The sequence below is a fragment of the Caballeronia sp. GAWG2-1 genome (genome assembly GCF_023631405.1).
In the GTDB taxonomy this organism is placed as follows: Bacteria; Pseudomonadota; Gammaproteobacteria; order Burkholderiales; family Burkholderiaceae; genus Caballeronia.
The window spans coordinates 121,510-138,456 of record NZ_JALQDD010000015.1; the positions used below are offsets into that span (position 1 = coordinate 121,510).

A 16,947-nucleotide genomic window follows, 5' to 3' on the forward strand; every position below is an offset into this window, starting at 1 on the left:
TGTTCGTATGCGCCGTCGATCAGCTGCGGCCATACGTATCGTCGAAGCGCACGATGTCGTCTTCGCCGAGATAACTGCCGGACTGCACTTCGATCATTTCGAGCGGTACCTTGCCCGGGTTTTCCAGACGGTGACGCACGCCGAGCGGAATGAAGGTCGATTCGTTTTCCGAGAGCAGGAACTGCTCTTCGCCACGCGTGACGAGCGCCGTGCCGCTCACGACGATCCAGTGCTCCGCGCGATGGTGATGCATCTGCAACGAGAGCTGCGCGCCCGGCGTCACGACGATGCGCTTCACCTGGAACCGCTCACCATGTTCGATGGAGTCGTAGAAGCCCCACGGACGGCGCACCTTGCGGTGAGTGTCGGCTTCCGGCGCATGCTGCTCGCGGATACGCGCGACGAGACCCTTGATGTCCTGCACGCGGGAACGGTCGGCCACGAGCACGGCGTCATCCGTTTCCACGACGATGATGTTGGTCGTGCCGACGCAGGCCACGAGACGGCCGCCCTCGGAGCGCGCATAGCTCGAGGTCGCGCCTTCGAACACCACGCGGCCGCTTGCCACGTTGCCCGAGTCGTCCTTGTCCATCGCGTCCCACACGGCGTCCCACGAACCGAGGTCCGACCAGCCCGCGACGAGCGGCACCACCACGCCTTCGCACGGCGCGCTCGGCGTCCCGATGTGTTCCATGACTGCGTAGTCGATCGAATCGGACGGCGCGCGGCCGAATTGCGCGGCCTGCGGACGGATGAACTTGCCGTCGTCCTTGCCTTCCGAAATCGCGGCGCAGCAGGCCGAGTGCATGTCGATGTTGAGCTTCTCGAGCGCGGCGAGCCAGACACTGGCGCGCACGACGAAGATGCCGCTGTTCCACCAGTACGTGCCCGCGGCGACGTATTGCGCGGCGAGTTCGGCGGCGGGCTTTTCGACGAAGCGGTCGATCTGATGCGCGCCGTCTTCGAGCGCCTGACCGATACGGATATAACCGAAGCCCGTATCCGGGCGCGTCGGCGGAATACCGAGCGTGGCGATCACGCCGCGCTCAGCGTGTTCGGCGGCAATCGCGATTGCGCGATGCAGCGCCGGCAAGTCGGCGATGGAGTGATCGGCGGGCATCGCCACCATGATCGCGTCGTGACCGCCCTTCACGGCTTGCAGCGCGGCGAGCGTGAGCGCGGGCGCCGTGTCGCGGCGTGCCGGTTCGACGATGATGCGTGCGTTCACGCCGCTTTCGCGGGTCTGCTCTTCCGTCGTGAAGCGATGCTCTTCACCGCACACGATGATCGGATCGGCTTCGACCTTGAAGTTGCCGGAGAAGCCCTTGAGGCGTCCGACCGTGGCTTGCAAAAGCGAATCGCGGCCAACGATGCCGATCAGTTGCTTCGGGAATTGCTCGCGGGACATCGGCCACAGGCGCGTGCCCGAGCCGCCGGCGAGAATGACGGGCACCAGGCGCCGGCATGCCTCGGCCGTCGTGGCCGAAGACGCTTCTGCGTTCGCTGCGTTCACCGTCACTTCGCTTTCCGTGCGTGCATCATTGCTCATATCAGGACTCCTGCCTGCAAGTTCGAACGCGCAGCATCTGCCGCCCGAGAATGATTGAGTCCCGGACCAATCTGGTCCGGCCAAATGTTCGACGCTAAACGCCATCCTTGTCCGCTACCCCACAGAAGGCGGGGTCTGTCGAACCGGCGTCCAGTCCGAGTGGATCAACCGTTAGCTTCGCGCCGGCTCTGCATCCGATATTCGGTCGGAGAGATCAGAAGGCGCTTGCGAAAAATCTTGGCGAGCCGGTCGCCGTTGCCCATGCCGCTTCTGCGCGCGATCTTGTCCACCGGCAGTTCCGAGTCGGTGAGCAGCGCGCAGGTCACGGCGAGGCGTGCCTGCAACAGATAATCGGACGGCGTGATGCCCATCTCGATCTTGAAGCGGCGCAGAAAGTTGCGCTCGCTCATCGCGGCGACCTGAGCCGCATCGACGACGGAGATCGGCCGCTCGCAGTTGTCCTGGAGCCAGCGCGCCGCCGCGCGAATCTTGTCGCCCGCGGATGCCGCGCCGCTGTCGCCCAGGATGGACACGAGCTTGGCGGCGGACCCCGGCATCAGGCGTTCGGCCACGTTGCGCGAGATGTCCAGCCCAAGGTCGCGCTTGACGAGCAGGAGCGCGCCCTTCATCGATTCGTAGCGATCGCCGCCATCGGCGGACGGTTCGTCGCGCACGAGGTGGATCATGCTGTTGCCGTAGCGCGCCTGCGGGTCGTTGAGGCCCGGATGCACGCTGCCGATACCCGCGGCTTCCAGCACCTTGCGGCCTTCGGAGATCGCCTTGACGACAGTGGTCTTCGAATTCACGCGGCGCACCCATTCGATGATGCGGTCGTCGCGGGCCGCTTCATCCGCGCCGCGACCGCCGGCCACGAAGAGCGCATCGAAACCGCCGTAGTGACGAGCATCGAGACCGTCGGTCCAGACGCGCACCGACGACGAGCACGCGACGTTGCCGCCCTCCACCGAGAGAAAGCGCACGTCGTACTTGCAGTCGGCCTTCGCTTTCACCGACGACAGTTCGTTCGCCATGTGAAAAACTTCCGCGACGATTCCCGCGCCGAGGAGCGAAAATCCGTCGAACAGCAAAATCGCGATGCGTTTCACCTCGGTCTGAGACGGTCTCGTCGCGGGCGGCATCCAACCCATCACTGCGGGTTCGAGAGTGGCGTAAGGCATGGTCATCCTCTGCTGCTTTTTTGTTCCAGGAGTACGGCTTGCGTTCTCGGCCATTGCATTGCATCAAGGACTTTCCCGAACTGCGCCGGGTTGTCGTGACCGATGGGAACGAGAGGTTGGCGGAATCGATCCGTTGGTGTGAATAATAAGCAGACAAAGTTTTTTGTGGTGCGGATTTTCGCTCTTAAACCACAAAATCTGTTCGGTTGTGAGGGTGACCGCACATTGATATCTATCCCCAAATTCTTTTAGCGCAATCGTCCAAAGACTGACGAAACAAATACCGCGATTCATCATACAAACTTTATGCAAAGCGCCGGCTTGAAAAGAATTCGCGTATCGCAGAAACCGCTTTAGAAACTCCCGCCAAGCCCTAGCGCACGGCCCTGTGCGGCTCACAGACGATTGCGCCCTCGTCGGGGAAGCGTCGAAACTGATTCATCCGTGCAACATCGCATGCTTGGCGACTGTTCAGACGTTTCATCGGAATCGGAAATTTTTGGTTAATCCTCGATCCGGCGCCTATTCTCCAATTGATTAATTAGCTGTCTCGAATTAGATAAGTTTTGGAACGCTAATAATATTTCCTGGATTATATGAGCGCGCCAATCCGGATTATCAAAAGCGCTTTGGACGTGGGAATCAAAAGCCGAATTTAATTAACTTTTGAAAGATTTCCTAAGACCTATCCTGCTGCATTGCAAGGCCGCGTTTCGCCGCAAACCACCGTGCACGTTAGACGTGCGCAGCGTGCTTATCCGCCAATGATTAGTCATTTGCGGCGGTTTCTGTTCTGAGCCTCTTTTTTGAATGACCGATTGAAAGAATCTGTAATCTGCAATGCCTGATTCACAATTAATGGGCGTAATCGCGTATTTGACTGATCAGCGAATTCTTCGCACCGGGTCCCGCGCCGGTGGTCAACTTTTCCGCGCCCGCCGGGACCTTCGTTACGATTTGGAACGCCTTGGGTGTTTCACTCCTGATAAGCGCGCGGTCGTTCTCGAAGATCGGTCTTTTCGACACGATGAAGCTGCTATCGCACGCCGGTGGCCTGTATTCATCGGACGAAGCGGGCTTGCACGTGCGCGCGCGCACGCAGTGGAGTAAGAAGTGGACGGCATCATCGCTTCTGAGCGGCACCACGCGCGCGCGAGAAACGTTTCAGTTTCGTAGCATCGGCGGCGCTTGGCGTCACGGCTTGCTCCTCATATCTCCCATACGGCCAAGGTCACGCGAACGATGAACGGATTACTCGCACCCCGCTTCACCGCCCTTCGCGTTGGCTGCCTCGCGTTTGCGCTCGCCTTCCTTGCGTCGATGACCGGCTGCGACGACGCCGCGTCCGAGGAAGCGGCGCCTGCCGCCAGCGCGGTGATCATCGACGGCGCCGCGTGGATTCCCTGCGCCGCCGAATACGGCGTCTGCACATTCGAAGGCGCCACGCGCGTGTTGTACGGCACGCCCGCGCAGCACGCGATCAAGACCTTCACGGGCAGCGCACGCTGCGACAACAGCGCCTTCGACGACCCCGCTCCCGGCGTCGAAAAACATTGCTGGTATGCGAGCACGACCAAGACGGCAGCGCCCCGCGCGCAGTCCGCCGCGGCCGAACAACAAACCGCTCCCGCCGATACCCCGCCGCTTCGCTGCAGCGCGCCGACACCGCCCGTATCGGCGTCAGTGAGCGGCGACATGCTCGAAGCGGACACGCCTGGCAGCGACGGCACGCGCATGTTCGCGCTGGAGAGGCCGGTGCGCGTGGCCATCACCACGCGCGCCAAGGGCGCCGATACCGTCACATGGCAGATCCGCGACGCATGGAACACGGTCAAGGCGAGCGGCCAGTTTGCCGTCGATGCGCGCCCCGCGACTTATACGATCGTCTGCACGTCGGAGGCGGCGGGTTACTTCGCGGTGAGCGCATCGCTCAAGTCGGGTAAGAGCGCGTTGCCAACGCGCGGCACACGGCCCACCGGCATCGCCACGTTCGGTGTGCTGCCGGTGGTGGCTCCGGCGCTGCCGCCCGTGGCGTTCGAGCATCCGGATCAGCATCGCTTCGGCGGACAAGGCGCGGCGTATCTCAAGCCGGGTCAAAGCTGCTGTTCCGGCGACGGTTATCGTCCGCTCTATCCCGAGCTAGGTCTCACCTGGGTCAACGACAACCGCAACTGGTACATGACCGAGGAAAAAGGCCCGAACACCTTCAACGCGGCAGCGGACAACCTCGCGCCCTACTTCAAGCCGGGCGATCTGCTGCGCCTCATCCAGCTCGATGGCATTCCCGCATGGGCGAGCCCCACGCACGAGCGCACGCACAGCTACGCGCCTTCCTCGCTCGATGCATACAGCGCCTACATGAAACGTGTCGGCGTGGAATCGAATGCGGTGAGAAAGCGCTGGTTCCCGCAGCAAGCGCACAACTACTACCAGGTCACTTGGGAACCGGACTACGAAGGCGGTCTGCCCTGGCGCGACACGGACGCCAATCTCGTCGCGATGTACAAGGCCACCGCCGAGGCCATTCACGCGGGCGACCCCAACGCCGTCGTAATGGGCCTGACGCTGTCGAATCTGGCTTCAAACACGACGTGGCTCAAGCGTCTGGCGCCGCTTGGCATCGGCAAGTATCTGGATGGCGTGAGCGCGCATGGTTATTACGACGTGGGCACGTCGCCGTCGCACCCGCCGGAACGTTTCGATGCCGACGCCTCCACCGCATCGAAAGCGATGCCCGCCGCGATGCGCGAGCTGCGCCGCACGATGACCGAAGTCGTGAAGCCGGGCGCAAAGCTCTTCGTCACCGAGACAGGTATCAGCTACGACCTGAACACGAAGTACGGCCCGGCGACGCCGAACTGGAACGTGCTCTATGCACAAGGCGCGGTGACGGCGCGCGCGCATCTGATATTGCTTGGCGAAGGCGCGGACGTGAGCTTCGTGTTCTATTCCGCCGATCCGCCCGAGGTGGGCTATGGCGTGTTCTTCGATCTCGTGAATGCGCAAGGCGGCTACGGGCAGACGCAGATAAGCCCGAAGCCCGCCGCGATGGCCGTGGCCGCCATGACGCGTCTGATCGACGGCACGACCACGCTCGGCTATGTGAACGGCACGCCCAAAGGCGTCTATGCCTACGCGTTCCAGCGGCTGAACGGCGGCAAGGTGGTCACCGCGCTCTGGACCCATAGCAATGCGGTATGGCCGGGACCGAAGGGCTTCGATGCGTCGCATGGAGCGAACTACAGCCTCATCGTCGATGCGCCCGCGAAGTCCGGCACTGTGACGGTATTCGACATGATGGGCAATGCATCGGCCATGAAGTACAGCGACGGACGCCTGCCGCTCGTGCTGACCGAGGCGCCCATATACGTCGTCTCCGATAACGCCGATGCCATGCGCGCCAACGTCACGAAGCCCGCCGGATACACGGGTCGATGAGCCCTTGGCGAGCGGAAAAACGCGTGGCACACGTGGACGATCTTTCGGCGCTTTTCGCCAGTGTCGTGCATGCCTGTCGCGAGAATTCGCGCGCTACACTGAACGCGCGCCGTGCATATCGCGCGAGCAGCATCCATAACGATTAAAAGCAAAGACCAATGGAGCAGCAATGCTGAACGTGGACGATTTCATGACGGTGGTCCGGCTCACGCCGCTCATTTCGATCGACCTGATCGTGACCGACGGCAACCGCCGGGTTCTGGTCGGTCATCGCCGCAATCGACCCGCACAGGGCACGTGGTTCGTGCCGGGCGGGCGCGTGGACAAGGACGAATCGCTCGATGCCGCGTTCAAGCGCGTCGTCAGTAACGAACTGGGCGTGGCGAGCGTCGAGCGTTCGTCGTCGCGCTTTTATGGCGTGTTCGAGCATCGCTACGACGATAACTTCGCCGGCGAGCCCGGCTTCGGCACGCACTACATCGTGCTTGCCTACGCGATGAACCTGAGCGGCACGGTGCCCATCGGCCGCTTCGATCAGCACAGCGATTATCGATGGCTGCTGCCCGATGAACTGCTCGCACTCGAAGACGTGCACGAGAACACGAAGGCTTACTTCCGCTAAGCCGTGCAGCAATAAAAACGGCGCGCATCGCTGCGCGCCGTTCTCATCGAAACGAAACAGATGATGCTTCAGGCGATGACCGTGGAGTCTTCGCTCGTGTCGTCGACATCCACATCGGTGCGGACTTCTTCTGCTTGCGCCGCTTCCAGCTTGCCGAAATGCGCGTTCAGGTAGGCGGCGAACTCATCGCGCACTTCCGGATGACGCAGGGCGAATTCGACCGTCGCCTTCAGATAGCCGAGCTTGCTGCCGCAGTCGAAACGCTTGCCGTGATAGCGATACGCGAGCACCTGTTCCTGTTCGAGCAACGCGGCAATGGCGTCCGTCAGTTGAATCTCGCCGCCTGCGCCCGGCTTCTGCTGACGCAGGAAGTCGAACACGCGCGGCATCAGCACATAGCGGCCAACCACGCCGAAGTTCGAAGGCGCGAGCGCCGGTTCCGGCTTTTCGACCACGCGCGAGAGCTTGAAGAGACCATCGTCCCAGGGCTTGCCCTCGATCACGCCATACGAGCGCGAATCCTTGCGGTCGATCTCCTCGACGCCGATCACCGACGAATGATAGTGGTCGAACACATCGACCATTTGCGAGAGCACGGGCGGCTTGCCGTCGAGCAGGTCGTCCGCGAGCACGACCGCGAACGGTTCGCCGCCGACGAGCTTTTCCGCGCACAACACGGCGTGACCGAGACCGAGCGCTTCGGCCTGACGCACGTACATGCAGGTGACATGGCTCGGCAAGATGCCGCGCACGAGTTCGAGCAGCTTGTCCTTGCCGCGCGCTTCGAGTTCGGCTTCGACTTCATAGGACTTGTCGAAGTGGTCTTCGATCGCGCGCTTGCTGCGCCCGGTCACGAAGATCATCTCCGTGATGCCAGCGGCCATCGCTTCTTCGACCGCGTACTGAATCAGCGGCTTGTCCACGACGGGCAGCATTTCCTTCGGACTCGCCTTCGTTGCGGGCAGGAAGCGCGTGCCGAGACCGGCTACTGGGAATACCGCCTTGCGTACCTTGAGCATCGGCTCACCTCGGTTGTCGGTTGCACGAGGCGTTGCGACGCGTCTTGGAGCGTTCGCGGCCGCCTCTTGTTGTGGGATATGTAGTGGAATCAATCGCCCGATTTCATCAGACGACATGAGTGATGCCAGCTTATCGTCCGAATATCGAAATCATCTGCCAACAGTTCGCCATTATCCGACGATGGCGACGGCGTTTGCTGCCTGCCGCGTATAGTGCCACGCATATAGCTTGGTTTTCCCTCTGCTTTTCGCTCCACCAGGGAGATTACGACACAGGGGATGAACAGGAGAAAGTCGATGGTATATGCCAACGGTATGGGCCGGCTGCAGGTCGTGCGCTCGCCCGAAACCGACGCGCCGCCCGCCGATGTGCCCAGCATGGCGAAGCGAATCGGCATTCTGATCTTCGAGGACTTCTCGCTCGTCGAAGTCAGTTCTATTTCCGAAGTCTTTTCGCTTGCCAACCAGGTTCGCCTGCCCGCTCATGCGGGCTCGAACGCTGCGGCGCCGAACTATTCGCTGATGTTCGTGTCCAGTGAAGGCGGGAGCGTGGCGAGCAGCTGTTCCATGCGCATCTGGAGCGAAAGCCTCGAAAACCGCTGGATGAACGAGTGCGATGCCCTTTTCATCGCGGGCGGCGAAGGCGCGCGGCACGCGCGGCACGACGTCATGTTGCGCAAACGCCTTGGGCGTATCGCACCGAAGATCCCGTTCATCAAGGCTATCGGCGAAGGCGCGCACATTCTGGCGGCGGCCAATCTCACGCTGCAGAACCGTTCGCTCGATTTCGGCGATGAACCCGCGCAGGACGCGTTGTCCTCGGCCTTGTCGCCTGCGTTGTCGAACGCACTTTTCATCGCGGAACAAACGCTTACGCTGGACGATCCTAAAGGCCCGATCGCGGCGGCGTTGTCCATCGTCAAGCGCGATCACGGCGCGGCGGTAGCGCGCGAAGTGTCGGAGCGCACGCTGCCGGGCGCGTGGCACAAGCTTGCAACCGTGCTGGAAGACACCGACAGCGGCGGCGTGCGCCAGAAGATCGACGCAGCCGCGCGCTGGATGCGCGAGAACTACGTGAAGCCGATTTCGATCACCGATGCGGCGCGCGTCGCGGCCATGAGCGAACGCAACTTCCTGCGCCGCTTCAAGGCGCAAATCGGGCTCACGCCTTCTGAATATCTCTTGCGCGCGCGACTGGACGCGAGTTGCATGCTTCTTGCGGGAACGGACTTACCGGTGGACAAGATTGCGCGCCGATGCGGCGCGGGCAGTGGCGACGGCCTCGCGAAGATCTTTCGCAAGCGGCTGTCGATCTCGCCGACGGAATACCGCATGGCGGGACGGCGCAAGCAAGCGGCCGACACGACATAGACTTTATGGCGGCATAAGCTTAAACAGCGCATGGACCGATGCGCGCCAGGACGGGGTAACGAAAAAAGCATGGAAACGAAAATACTCTGGATTTTTTCCAATCTCGGCGACGCGGCGCTCCTTTTGCCGCTCGCACTCGTTTGCGCACTGTGGTTGCGCTCGGTGGACATGCGGCTCGCCATTCGCTGGGCCGTGCTGCTGACGGCCGGCATGGGTTTGGTCGGCCTTTCGAAGATTCTCTATGCAGGCTGCGGCCTCGAAGTGCCGGCCATCGAATTTCGTATGATCAGCGGGCACACCATGCTCGCGGCATCGATCTATACGGTCGCCGCAGGCTTGCTCGCGGGCGGGCTCGGAAGAGCGTGGTATCTGCTGGGCGCGGCAGCGGGACTCGTGCTCGCGGCGCTGATCGGCGCAAGTCGTATTCTGCAGGACGCGCACACGCCCGCCGAAGTCGTGGCTGGCTGGCTGCTCGGCGGCCTCATCGCCTTCCTGTTGTTGCGCCATGTGTTTGCCGTGCCGCGCAAGATGCCGCGCGCGCTCGTGGCGGGCCTCGGGCTGCTCGCCGTCTCTTCGATCGCTTACGGTCATCACGCGCCGTTCCAGCGGATGATCGAACACTACTCGTGGTGGCTGTGCCGCGGACTCGGACTGTCGTGATCGTGCGCGCCGGCCACGGTTGCTGCGCGGCTGGCGGGTTCCAAAGTATGATCCCCGCTTGATCAACAGTTCGACCGCCGTGCATGCCTGCATCTTTGCGCGCGCGGCCGTGATTGCAGACGAGTATGGATCGCTTTCTCGCCATGAAGGTCTTTGCGCGCGTCGTCGAGGCGGGCAGCTTCTCCAAGGCCGCCGATGCGCTGCGCCTGCCGCCCGCGAGCGTATCGCGCACGCTGCAAGCGCTCGAAGCGCATCTCGGCGCACGCCTCATCAATCGCACCACACGCAGCATCAGCATCACCGAAGACGGCGAGGCTTACTACGATCGCTGCGTGCGCGTGCTGGGCGAGATCGACGACATGGAAGCGTCGCTCTCGCATTCGAAGCTCAGTCCCAAGGGCAACGTCAAGGTCAGCCTGCCGCAGGTCATGGCGAAGAGCACCATCATTCCCGCCTTGCCGGAATTCTTCGCGGCCTATCCGGATATCGGCGTCGAATTGCTTTTGACGGACCGCTCGGTCGATCTCGTCGAGGAAGCCGTGGATTGCGTGGTGCGCGTCGGCGCGGTCGGCGATGTCGGCCTCGTGGCCAAGCGCATTGGCGCGTATTCGCAGATCACGTGCGCATCGCCCGGCTATCTCGAGAAGTACGGCACGCCGCGCACGCTCGACGATCTCGAACAGCATCTCGCGGTCGGCTACGTGCTCAACAAGTCGGGGCGCGTGCGCAACTGGGAATTCGTCGTCGATAACGAAACGCGCACCATCGCGATGAAGCACAAGATCGCGGTGAACGACGGCGATTCGTACATTGCGTGCGGCGTCTCGGGCCTCGGACTCATCCAGAGTTCGAGCTACACGCTCGACCCTTATGTGAAAAGCGGCGCGCTCGTGGAAGTGCTGAACGAGTATCCGTCGTATGCGCGCGTGGTGTCGGTGCTGTATGCGGCGAACCGGCATCAGCCACGGCGCGTGCGCGTATTCATCGACTGGGTGGCGGAGCTCTATGGACGCTTGCCCGCGTTTCAGGCGAGCGGCAAAACGGTCTCGCCGTCGTGACGATCGGCATGGTGCGCCAGTCGTAGGCGCCATACACACGTTCGAGCGCGCGAAGGTCCTGCGCTCGGGCACTCGCGTGAATCCCTTGCAGCTCGCTCAGTTCGAACTCCACTGCATGACAGTTGGCGTAGTCGCGCGAGCGTAACGCTGCGCCGATGGTCGTGAAGAAAGCCGTCGTCGGCACGTCGAAGCCCGCTGCGATATGCAGCGCGGCGGTATCGGGCGTCGCCAGATAACAGGCGTGTCCGATCCACGCGATGAATTCCGCCGTATCCCTGGAACGCGCCGCGATGTCGCGATAGTGCGGGTGATCGATCGCGCCGAAGCCATACACGGGCAAGCCGAATTCGTCCCACAGACGCGCGACGATGCGCCCACGCGCCGCCTGCGGCACGCTGCGCACTGGCGTGCTCGCGTTGGGACAGAACAGCACATACGCCGCGTCGGCTGCGTGACGCGCGGGCAAGGGCAAGGCCAGATCACGCAGCCAGCGATTGCGCTTGTCTTCCGGCGCTACGCTTAGCGGGTCCACGCCTAACGCGCGGATGAAGAAATCGATCATCGGCATCGAGGCGAAGCTCGGCCAGAAGAGATGATTGCCGAGGTCGATCTTCGGTTCATCGGCGGGCAGGCTTGCGAGCGGCACCGGCAGATCGATCACATCGCCCCCTACGAGCGGCGCGGCCAGTTCATACAAGCGCTTCACGTAGCCTGGAGCATGAGCCGGCCGATAAATCGTAAACTTGAGATGCGGCCAGCGACGCTTGATCGCGAAGAGCGCGGACAGGCCGATGATCGAATCGCCCAGCGTCACACCGAACGCGTTGATGAGATGAACGCGGCGCGCGGCTGCATAGTTCGCCGTGAAGGGAGTGGAGACGGCGCAGAGAATGTCGCGCCGCGCGTCGTGTAATGAAGTGAAGCCGGAGGCATCGCTACCGGTGGCTTCGAGATCGTAGGACGCGACGATCTCGCCGTGCCTCGATAACAACGAACCCGCATGGGTCAGCGCATGGACTTCGTCGAAAGTCGTCATGCGCTGTTGGCTCCGTCAGAGCGACGTGCCGCGCTCGTTGGCCACTTTCGCCACTTTCGCAACCGGCACGCTTTGCAGCGTGGGGTTGGTCACCGTCTGATACTCCGGCACCCAGCGACGCAGATCGCGCCGTACTTCGTCATCCGCGAGCACGCGATGCTGCATGAGCCACGGCAACAATTCGTCGATGAAGTTTTCGGGCACACCTCGCGCCTGCGCGATCCGCAGTTTGGGATGCGGCGTGCGCGTGGTGGTTTCGTCGTCGGCGAGTAGTTCCTCGTAAAGCTTCTCGCCCGGCCGCAAGCCGGTGAACACGATGCGAATCTGTTCTTCGCTGTAACCGTAGAGCCGGATCAGATCGCGCGCCAGATCGACGATCTTCACGGGCTGACCCATATCCAGAATGAAAATCTCGCCGCCACGTCCCATGCTCGATGCCTGCAACACGAGTTGCGCGGCTTCGGGAATGGTCATGAAGAAGCGCGTGATTTCCGGATGCGTCACCGTGACCGGGCCGCCCTTCGCAATCTGCTGCTGGAACTTGGGGATCACGCTGCCCGCGCTGCCGAGCACATTGCCGAAGCGCACCGTCTCGAACTGCGTGTGCGGCGCGGCCTGCTGCAAGGCCTGACACGCCATCTCGGCAAGCCGCTTGCTGGCGCCCATCACGTTGGTCGGGTTGACGGCCTTGTCGGTGGAAATCAAAACGAAGTGGCGCACGTCATGGCGAATCGCCGCGCGCGCGACGCGCAGCGTGCCGAGCACGTTATTGCGCACGGCTTGCCAGGCGTTCTGCTCTTCCATCAGCGGCACGTGCTTGTAGGCGGCCGCATGAAACACGATATGCGGCGCAAAGCGCGCCATGGTCTGATCGAGCAGCAGCGAATCCTTGGCGTCGCCGACGACCGGAATCACCGAGCAATCCGTGAATTTCTCGTGCAACTCCTCGATCAGGCGATACATCGCGTATTCGCTTAGATCGTAGGCGACGAGTTGCGCCGGCGAGAAACGCAGAATCTGCCGGCAGAGTTCCGAGCCGATGGAACCGCCCGCGCCCGTCACCATCACCACACGACCGTGCAGCAACTGTTCGACGTGCGGCATGTCGATTTTGACGGGCTCGCGGCCGAGCAAATCCTCGAGATCGATCTGCCGCACGCGCGACAGGAAACCGCCCTCACCTTGCGTCAATTGACTAAGCGCGGGCAGCACCATGACCTTCACGCCCGCGCGCACGCACAGCGTGGCGACGCGACGCTGCTCTTCCGCCGATGCCGAGGGAATCGCGATGATCGCGTAATCGGTCTTGTATTGCTCCGCGACCTGCTGCAAGTCGCCGAAACTTCCGAGCACCTTGTGGCCGAGCACTTCGCGGCCTTGCTTCGAGCGATCGTCATCGAGCAGGCCGACCAGACGCCATTCGCTCGAACGCGCAAGTTCACGCGCCAGCATGGCGCCCGCAGTGCCCGCGCCGAGTACGATCACAGGCTTGCCCTGCCCGACGAGCCCGCCATAGAGATAGAACTCCTTGGTCGCACGATAGAGCGCGCGCGCGCCGCCCATTGCGAGAAACAGCAACAGCGGCTCGACGATCAGCACCGAGCGAGGAATGACCGGCGTTGGTTGCGCCATGACCGCGCCGATCATGACGACGAGCGCGCCGACGGCGACCGACTTCGAGATGCGCATCAGATCGGGCAGACTCGCGAACACCCACATGCCGCGATAGAGGCCGAAGACGCGGAACATGACGCCGTAGACAGGCAGCACCCAGATGAGCGCCATGAATGCGCCGTGCTGAAACTCGGGCGGCACGGCGCCGTTGAAGCGGATCATGTAGGCGACGAGCCATGTCGCGGCAACCGCGCACAGATCGAACGCGAAGGCTCCGGCGGAAAGCCAAGGAGCTTTGTATCGAATCATCCGCGTGTACCTCTAGGTTGTCCGGAGTGAAGCGCTTGATGACGGCGCCAGCAAACATCGACGACTGAGCCTGCCGCCACGACAACGACCACCCATACTGCGACCGCCAGCCACTGGCTCGCGGGAGACCACGCGAGCGCCGAGATGGCGAGCACGACGCCCGCGAGCATCAGCAAATACCACGCAAGCGCCGTCCGCGCGTGGCCGGCGCCGGCTTGAACCATGCGTTGATAGTAATGCTCCCGGTGAGCCTGCCAAAACCTTTCTCCGCGCGCGAGACGCTTGAGCAGCGTCACCGACGCGTCGCCGATGAACGGCGAAAACACCAGCGCCGGAAACCAAACGGGCCACGTGCCCTTGAGCCAGCCCCAATATCCGAATGCTCCAGCCAAGAATCCTAAGGGAATCGACCCCGAATCTCCCAGAAAAATCCTAGCTGGATGAAAATTGAATAGCAAGAAGCCCGCTGCGGCACCGGCGAGCGCCGCGCTCGCGACGCCTAAATCGATCTGCGGCACGGGCCCGGAGAGCGCCGCGACGGCGTAACCGCCGAAACCGAATAGCGCCATGCCGCCTGCAAGGCCATCGGAGCCATCCATGAAGTTGTAGAGGTTGACGAGCCAGACCATGAGGAAGCCGACGGCAACCAGCGCCCACCAAGGCACCGGCGCGGGATTCAGCGCGATGAGCAGCGCAACGGCGGCCACGTGCGCGCCGAAGCGCACGCGGGCGGGCAAGCCGCGACGATCGTCGATTTGCGATACAGCCGCGAGCACTACGGTCAAGAGCGCGGCAAGCCACAGCGTGGGCGTGGCGACCAGCATGGCGATGACGGCAACCGGAACGATTCCCCATCCGCCGACACGCGGCGTCGGACGGCTATGAAGCGAACGTTCGTTCGGAATATCGATGGCGAGGCGCCAGGCCAAGCCCGTGCGAAGCAAGGCTGAGAGGATCGCGGCGCATGCTGCGAGCGATCCCGCCGCGACTAAAGCGGCGGCAATCCATGGAGAACTGACGACAAAGGGTGACAGCGGCTGGGTCATTTCCCGGAAGTTGCAAGGTGAGTTTCTTTCGACTGTGACAAATCATGCCCTCTTCGACGCGGTGCGCGTGTTACCGGGGCTTATCCGTTGTTACCGGACGTTAACTCGACATAATTAGCTCGGAATTATGTTTTCCGCAGACGATACGCGCGATACCAGTCCGCCGTTGCGGCGAGGCCTTCGTCGAGCTTGTACGGCGGGCGCCAGCCTAGCACATCGCGGATGTGAGTCGAGTCGATCTGGAGGCTGCCGGTCAGGCGGGCGATTTGAGGGGATTTGCCGGTGAGTCTGCCTGCCAGTTTCAAGGCGCCGACCGGCACGGACACCAGCCGCGCGGGCTTATGCAGATGATGCCCCAGACGCCGGGCCAGGTCCGCGACACCGGGATCTTCGCCATCCGTGACATGGAATAGCTGATTCGCGGCGCGCGGATGCGTGGCGCAGGTGACGAGCGCATCGGCGAGATTCATCACGTAGCAAAGGCTTCTGCGTGCTTCCACCGCGCCGATGGGCAACGGCATGCCCTTGGCGATCGCGCCCATCAGACTCAAGAAATTGGCGCGCACATCGGGTCCATAGACCAGCGGCGGACGCGCGATCACGATTTCCAGGCCGGTGCGCGCGCCGAACTCCTTCAGCCTGATCTCCGCTTCGAGCTTGGAGACGCCGTATGGATCGGGTGGATGCGGCGTATCGGTTTCCTTGAGCGGACGGCCATCGTCCAGTTCGGCGAGCGCCTTGATGCTGCTCACGAAGATGAAGCGCCGCGCGCCTGCGCGATGTGCCGCGTCGGCGACGCTGAGGGTGCCATCGACGTTGATTGCGCGAAAGGCGGCGAGCGGGTCGGTGGCCGCGTCGCTCATGACGTGGACGCGCGCGGCCAGATGAATCACCGACGCGCAATCTTCGAAGGCTACGGGCGTGATTGCGTCGAGCGAGCCGATGTGCACGGGCGTGACGCCCGGCTCGACCGCTGCACCCTCGCGCACGATGCCTACAGGCTCTTTGCCCGCATCGAGCAGCAAGCGCGACACGGCCCGCCCGACGAACCCGTTTGCTCCGGTCACGCCGATGCGCTCGCTCATAGCCATTTCCAGCCGAAGCGGTTGAAGAACCTGCACGCCGATGTGACGAAGAGCTTGATGTGTTTGAAGCCCTTGCGCGCCGCGTCGCCGCCATGATGCAGCACGCGTACCGAGGGCACGTAGGCCACGCGGGCAATTTCGTGGGTACGCAGGCTCAGGTCGTAGTCTTCGAAATAGAGGAAATAGCGCGGGTCGAAGCCGCCGAGTTTTTTGAGAACCTCGGTGCGGAATAGCATGAAGCAGCCGCTGACGATGGGCGGGTCCCAAAGGATGTTTTCGTCGTTGATGACGTCGCGCATTTCGTAACGGGCCAGGCGCTTTTCAAAGGGCGCGCGAAGGCGTGCTGGGAGAAAGCCGCGCACGAAAAGATCGAGGACGGTTGGGAAGCGGCGGCAAAGGAATTGTTGATGGCCGGTGTCGTCGATGATCATCGGAGAGACGAGACCCGCCTCCGGGTGAGCTTCCAGGAACGCGAGCGCGCGTACGAGCGCTTCGGGGTCCAGCTCGATGTCGGGGTTCAGTATCAGGTGGTAGCGGCTCGTTGCGCGCTCGATCGCGAGGTTGTGGCCGCGACCGTAGCCGACGTTCCCTTGACCTTCGATGATGGTTGTCGACAGGTCGACGTGGCGGATGAGGTCGGCGAGGTCGATGCCTTCGTCGGTTCCGTTGTTGATGAGGTATAGGGGCGCGGACGTGCCACTCGTGACGGACAAGCGATGCAGTGCGGTATCGAGCGTGCGCAGCGTGCGTTCGAGAAGTTCGCGGTGCGGTCGGTAGACGACGACGGATGCGGTTATCAAATCGGCCGAGCTTGCGTTATCGGAGTGGAAGTTCAACTGCGTCCTTGGTGACAGGGATTCTAGATTTGTGGCCGCGATTCAAAGGGCAACGGCAGTCATCATTTTCACCGAGATGAGGCGGGGAACATTAGATATGGCGCAATCGTCGTTTAAAACGAAAAA

13 protein-coding genes are annotated in these 16,947 nt (G+C 62.5%); 5 read left to right on the forward strand and 8 right to left on the reverse strand.

Annotation, left to right across the window (positions count from 1 at the left end; all coding sequences use genetic code 11):
* Window positions 1-19 precede the first annotated feature (19 nt).
* A complete protein-coding gene (locus NCR98_RS10545) occupies window positions 20-1,549 on the reverse strand; it encodes a mannose-1-phosphate guanylyltransferase/mannose-6-phosphate isomerase (RefSeq protein WP_250526160.1) in 1,530 nt (509 codons plus the stop codon).
* A 164-nt stretch (window positions 1,550-1,713) separates the two neighbouring features.
* Window positions 1,714-2,727 (reverse strand): GlxA family transcriptional regulator, encoded by a 1,014-nt coding sequence (locus tag NCR98_RS10550; RefSeq protein WP_244826049.1) that lies wholly within the window; start codon window positions 2,725-2,727, stop codon window positions 1,714-1,716.
* Between the two features lie 1,242 nt (window positions 2,728-3,969).
* On the opposite strand from NCR98_RS10550, the gene NCR98_RS10555 reads away from it, so the two are divergent.
* Together NCR98_RS10555 and NCR98_RS10560 are read left to right on the forward strand one after the other, a co-directional pair.
* On the forward strand, window positions 3,970-6,165 hold the full coding sequence (locus NCR98_RS10555) for a hypothetical protein (protein ID WP_250526161.1): 2,196 nt from the start codon (window positions 3,970-3,972) through the stop codon (window positions 6,163-6,165).
* Window positions 6,166-6,334: 169 nt separating this feature from the next.
* The gene (locus tag NCR98_RS10560) at window positions 6,335-6,787 is read left to right on the forward strand and encodes a GDP-mannose mannosyl hydrolase (protein WP_250526162.1); all 453 of its coding nucleotides are present in this window, start codon (window positions 6,335-6,337) and stop codon (window positions 6,785-6,787) included.
* A gap of 68 nt (window positions 6,788-6,855) precedes the next feature.
* Here the strand turns inward: NCR98_RS10560 and galU are convergent, their stop codons facing one another.
* Window positions 6,856-7,806 (reverse strand): UTP--glucose-1-phosphate uridylyltransferase GalU, encoded by a 951-nt coding sequence (gene galU / locus NCR98_RS10565; protein ID WP_244826053.1) that lies wholly within the window; start codon window positions 7,804-7,806, stop codon window positions 6,856-6,858.
* Between the two features lie 297 nt (window positions 7,807-8,103).
* Between galU and NCR98_RS10570 the strand changes: the two genes are divergently transcribed.
* The 3 genes from NCR98_RS10570 (at window position 8,104) to NCR98_RS10580 (ending at window position 10,895) form a co-directional block, all read left to right on the forward strand.
* The gene (locus tag NCR98_RS10570) at window positions 8,104-9,177 is read left to right on the forward strand and encodes a GlxA family transcriptional regulator (protein ID WP_250526163.1); all 1,074 of its coding nucleotides are present in this window, start codon (window positions 8,104-8,106) and stop codon (window positions 9,175-9,177) included.
* A 69-nt stretch (window positions 9,178-9,246) separates the two neighbouring features.
* Entirely contained in the window at window positions 9,247-9,837 is a 591-nt protein-coding gene (locus NCR98_RS10575; RefSeq protein WP_244826057.1) for a phosphatase PAP2 family protein, read from the forward strand.
* A gap of 125 nt (window positions 9,838-9,962) precedes the next feature.
* Entirely contained in the window at window positions 9,963-10,895 is a 933-nt protein-coding gene (locus NCR98_RS10580) for a LysR family transcriptional regulator (RefSeq protein ID WP_250465414.1), read from the forward strand.
* On the opposite strand, the gene NCR98_RS10585 is transcribed toward NCR98_RS10580, so the two are convergent.
* From NCR98_RS10585 to NCR98_RS10605, 5 genes are all read right to left on the reverse strand, one after another.
* Window positions 10,819-11,931 carry a glycosyltransferase family 9 protein gene (locus NCR98_RS10585; protein ID WP_250526164.1) on the reverse strand — a complete coding sequence of 371 codons (1,113 nt, stop codon included), beginning with the start codon at window positions 11,929-11,931 and terminating at the stop codon, window positions 10,819-10,821. The genes NCR98_RS10580 and NCR98_RS10585 overlap by 77 nt on opposite strands.
* A gap of 15 nt (window positions 11,932-11,946) precedes the next feature.
* Window positions 11,947-13,854, reverse strand: coding sequence for a polysaccharide biosynthesis protein (locus NCR98_RS10590; protein ID WP_250526165.1), 1,908 nt, complete (start codon window positions 13,852-13,854; stop codon window positions 11,947-11,949).
* On the reverse strand, window positions 13,851-14,900 hold the full coding sequence (locus NCR98_RS10595; RefSeq protein ID WP_250526166.1) for an MraY family glycosyltransferase: 1,050 nt from the start codon (window positions 14,898-14,900) through the stop codon (window positions 13,851-13,853). Before NCR98_RS10595 ends, NCR98_RS10590 begins: the two co-directional genes overlap by 4 nt.
* A 125-nt stretch (window positions 14,901-15,025) precedes the next feature.
* Window positions 15,026-15,985 carry a UDP-glucose 4-epimerase family protein gene (locus tag NCR98_RS10600; RefSeq protein ID WP_250526167.1) on the reverse strand — a complete coding sequence of 320 codons (960 nt, stop codon included), beginning with the start codon at window positions 15,983-15,985 and terminating at the stop codon, window positions 15,026-15,028.
* Window positions 15,982-16,821, reverse strand: a complete 840-nt coding sequence (locus NCR98_RS10605) for a glycosyltransferase family 2 protein (protein WP_244826065.1) — start codon at window positions 16,819-16,821, stop codon at window positions 15,982-15,984. The genes NCR98_RS10600 and NCR98_RS10605 overlap by 4 nt, the downstream gene beginning before the upstream one ends.
* Window positions 16,822-16,947 lie beyond the last annotated feature (126 nt).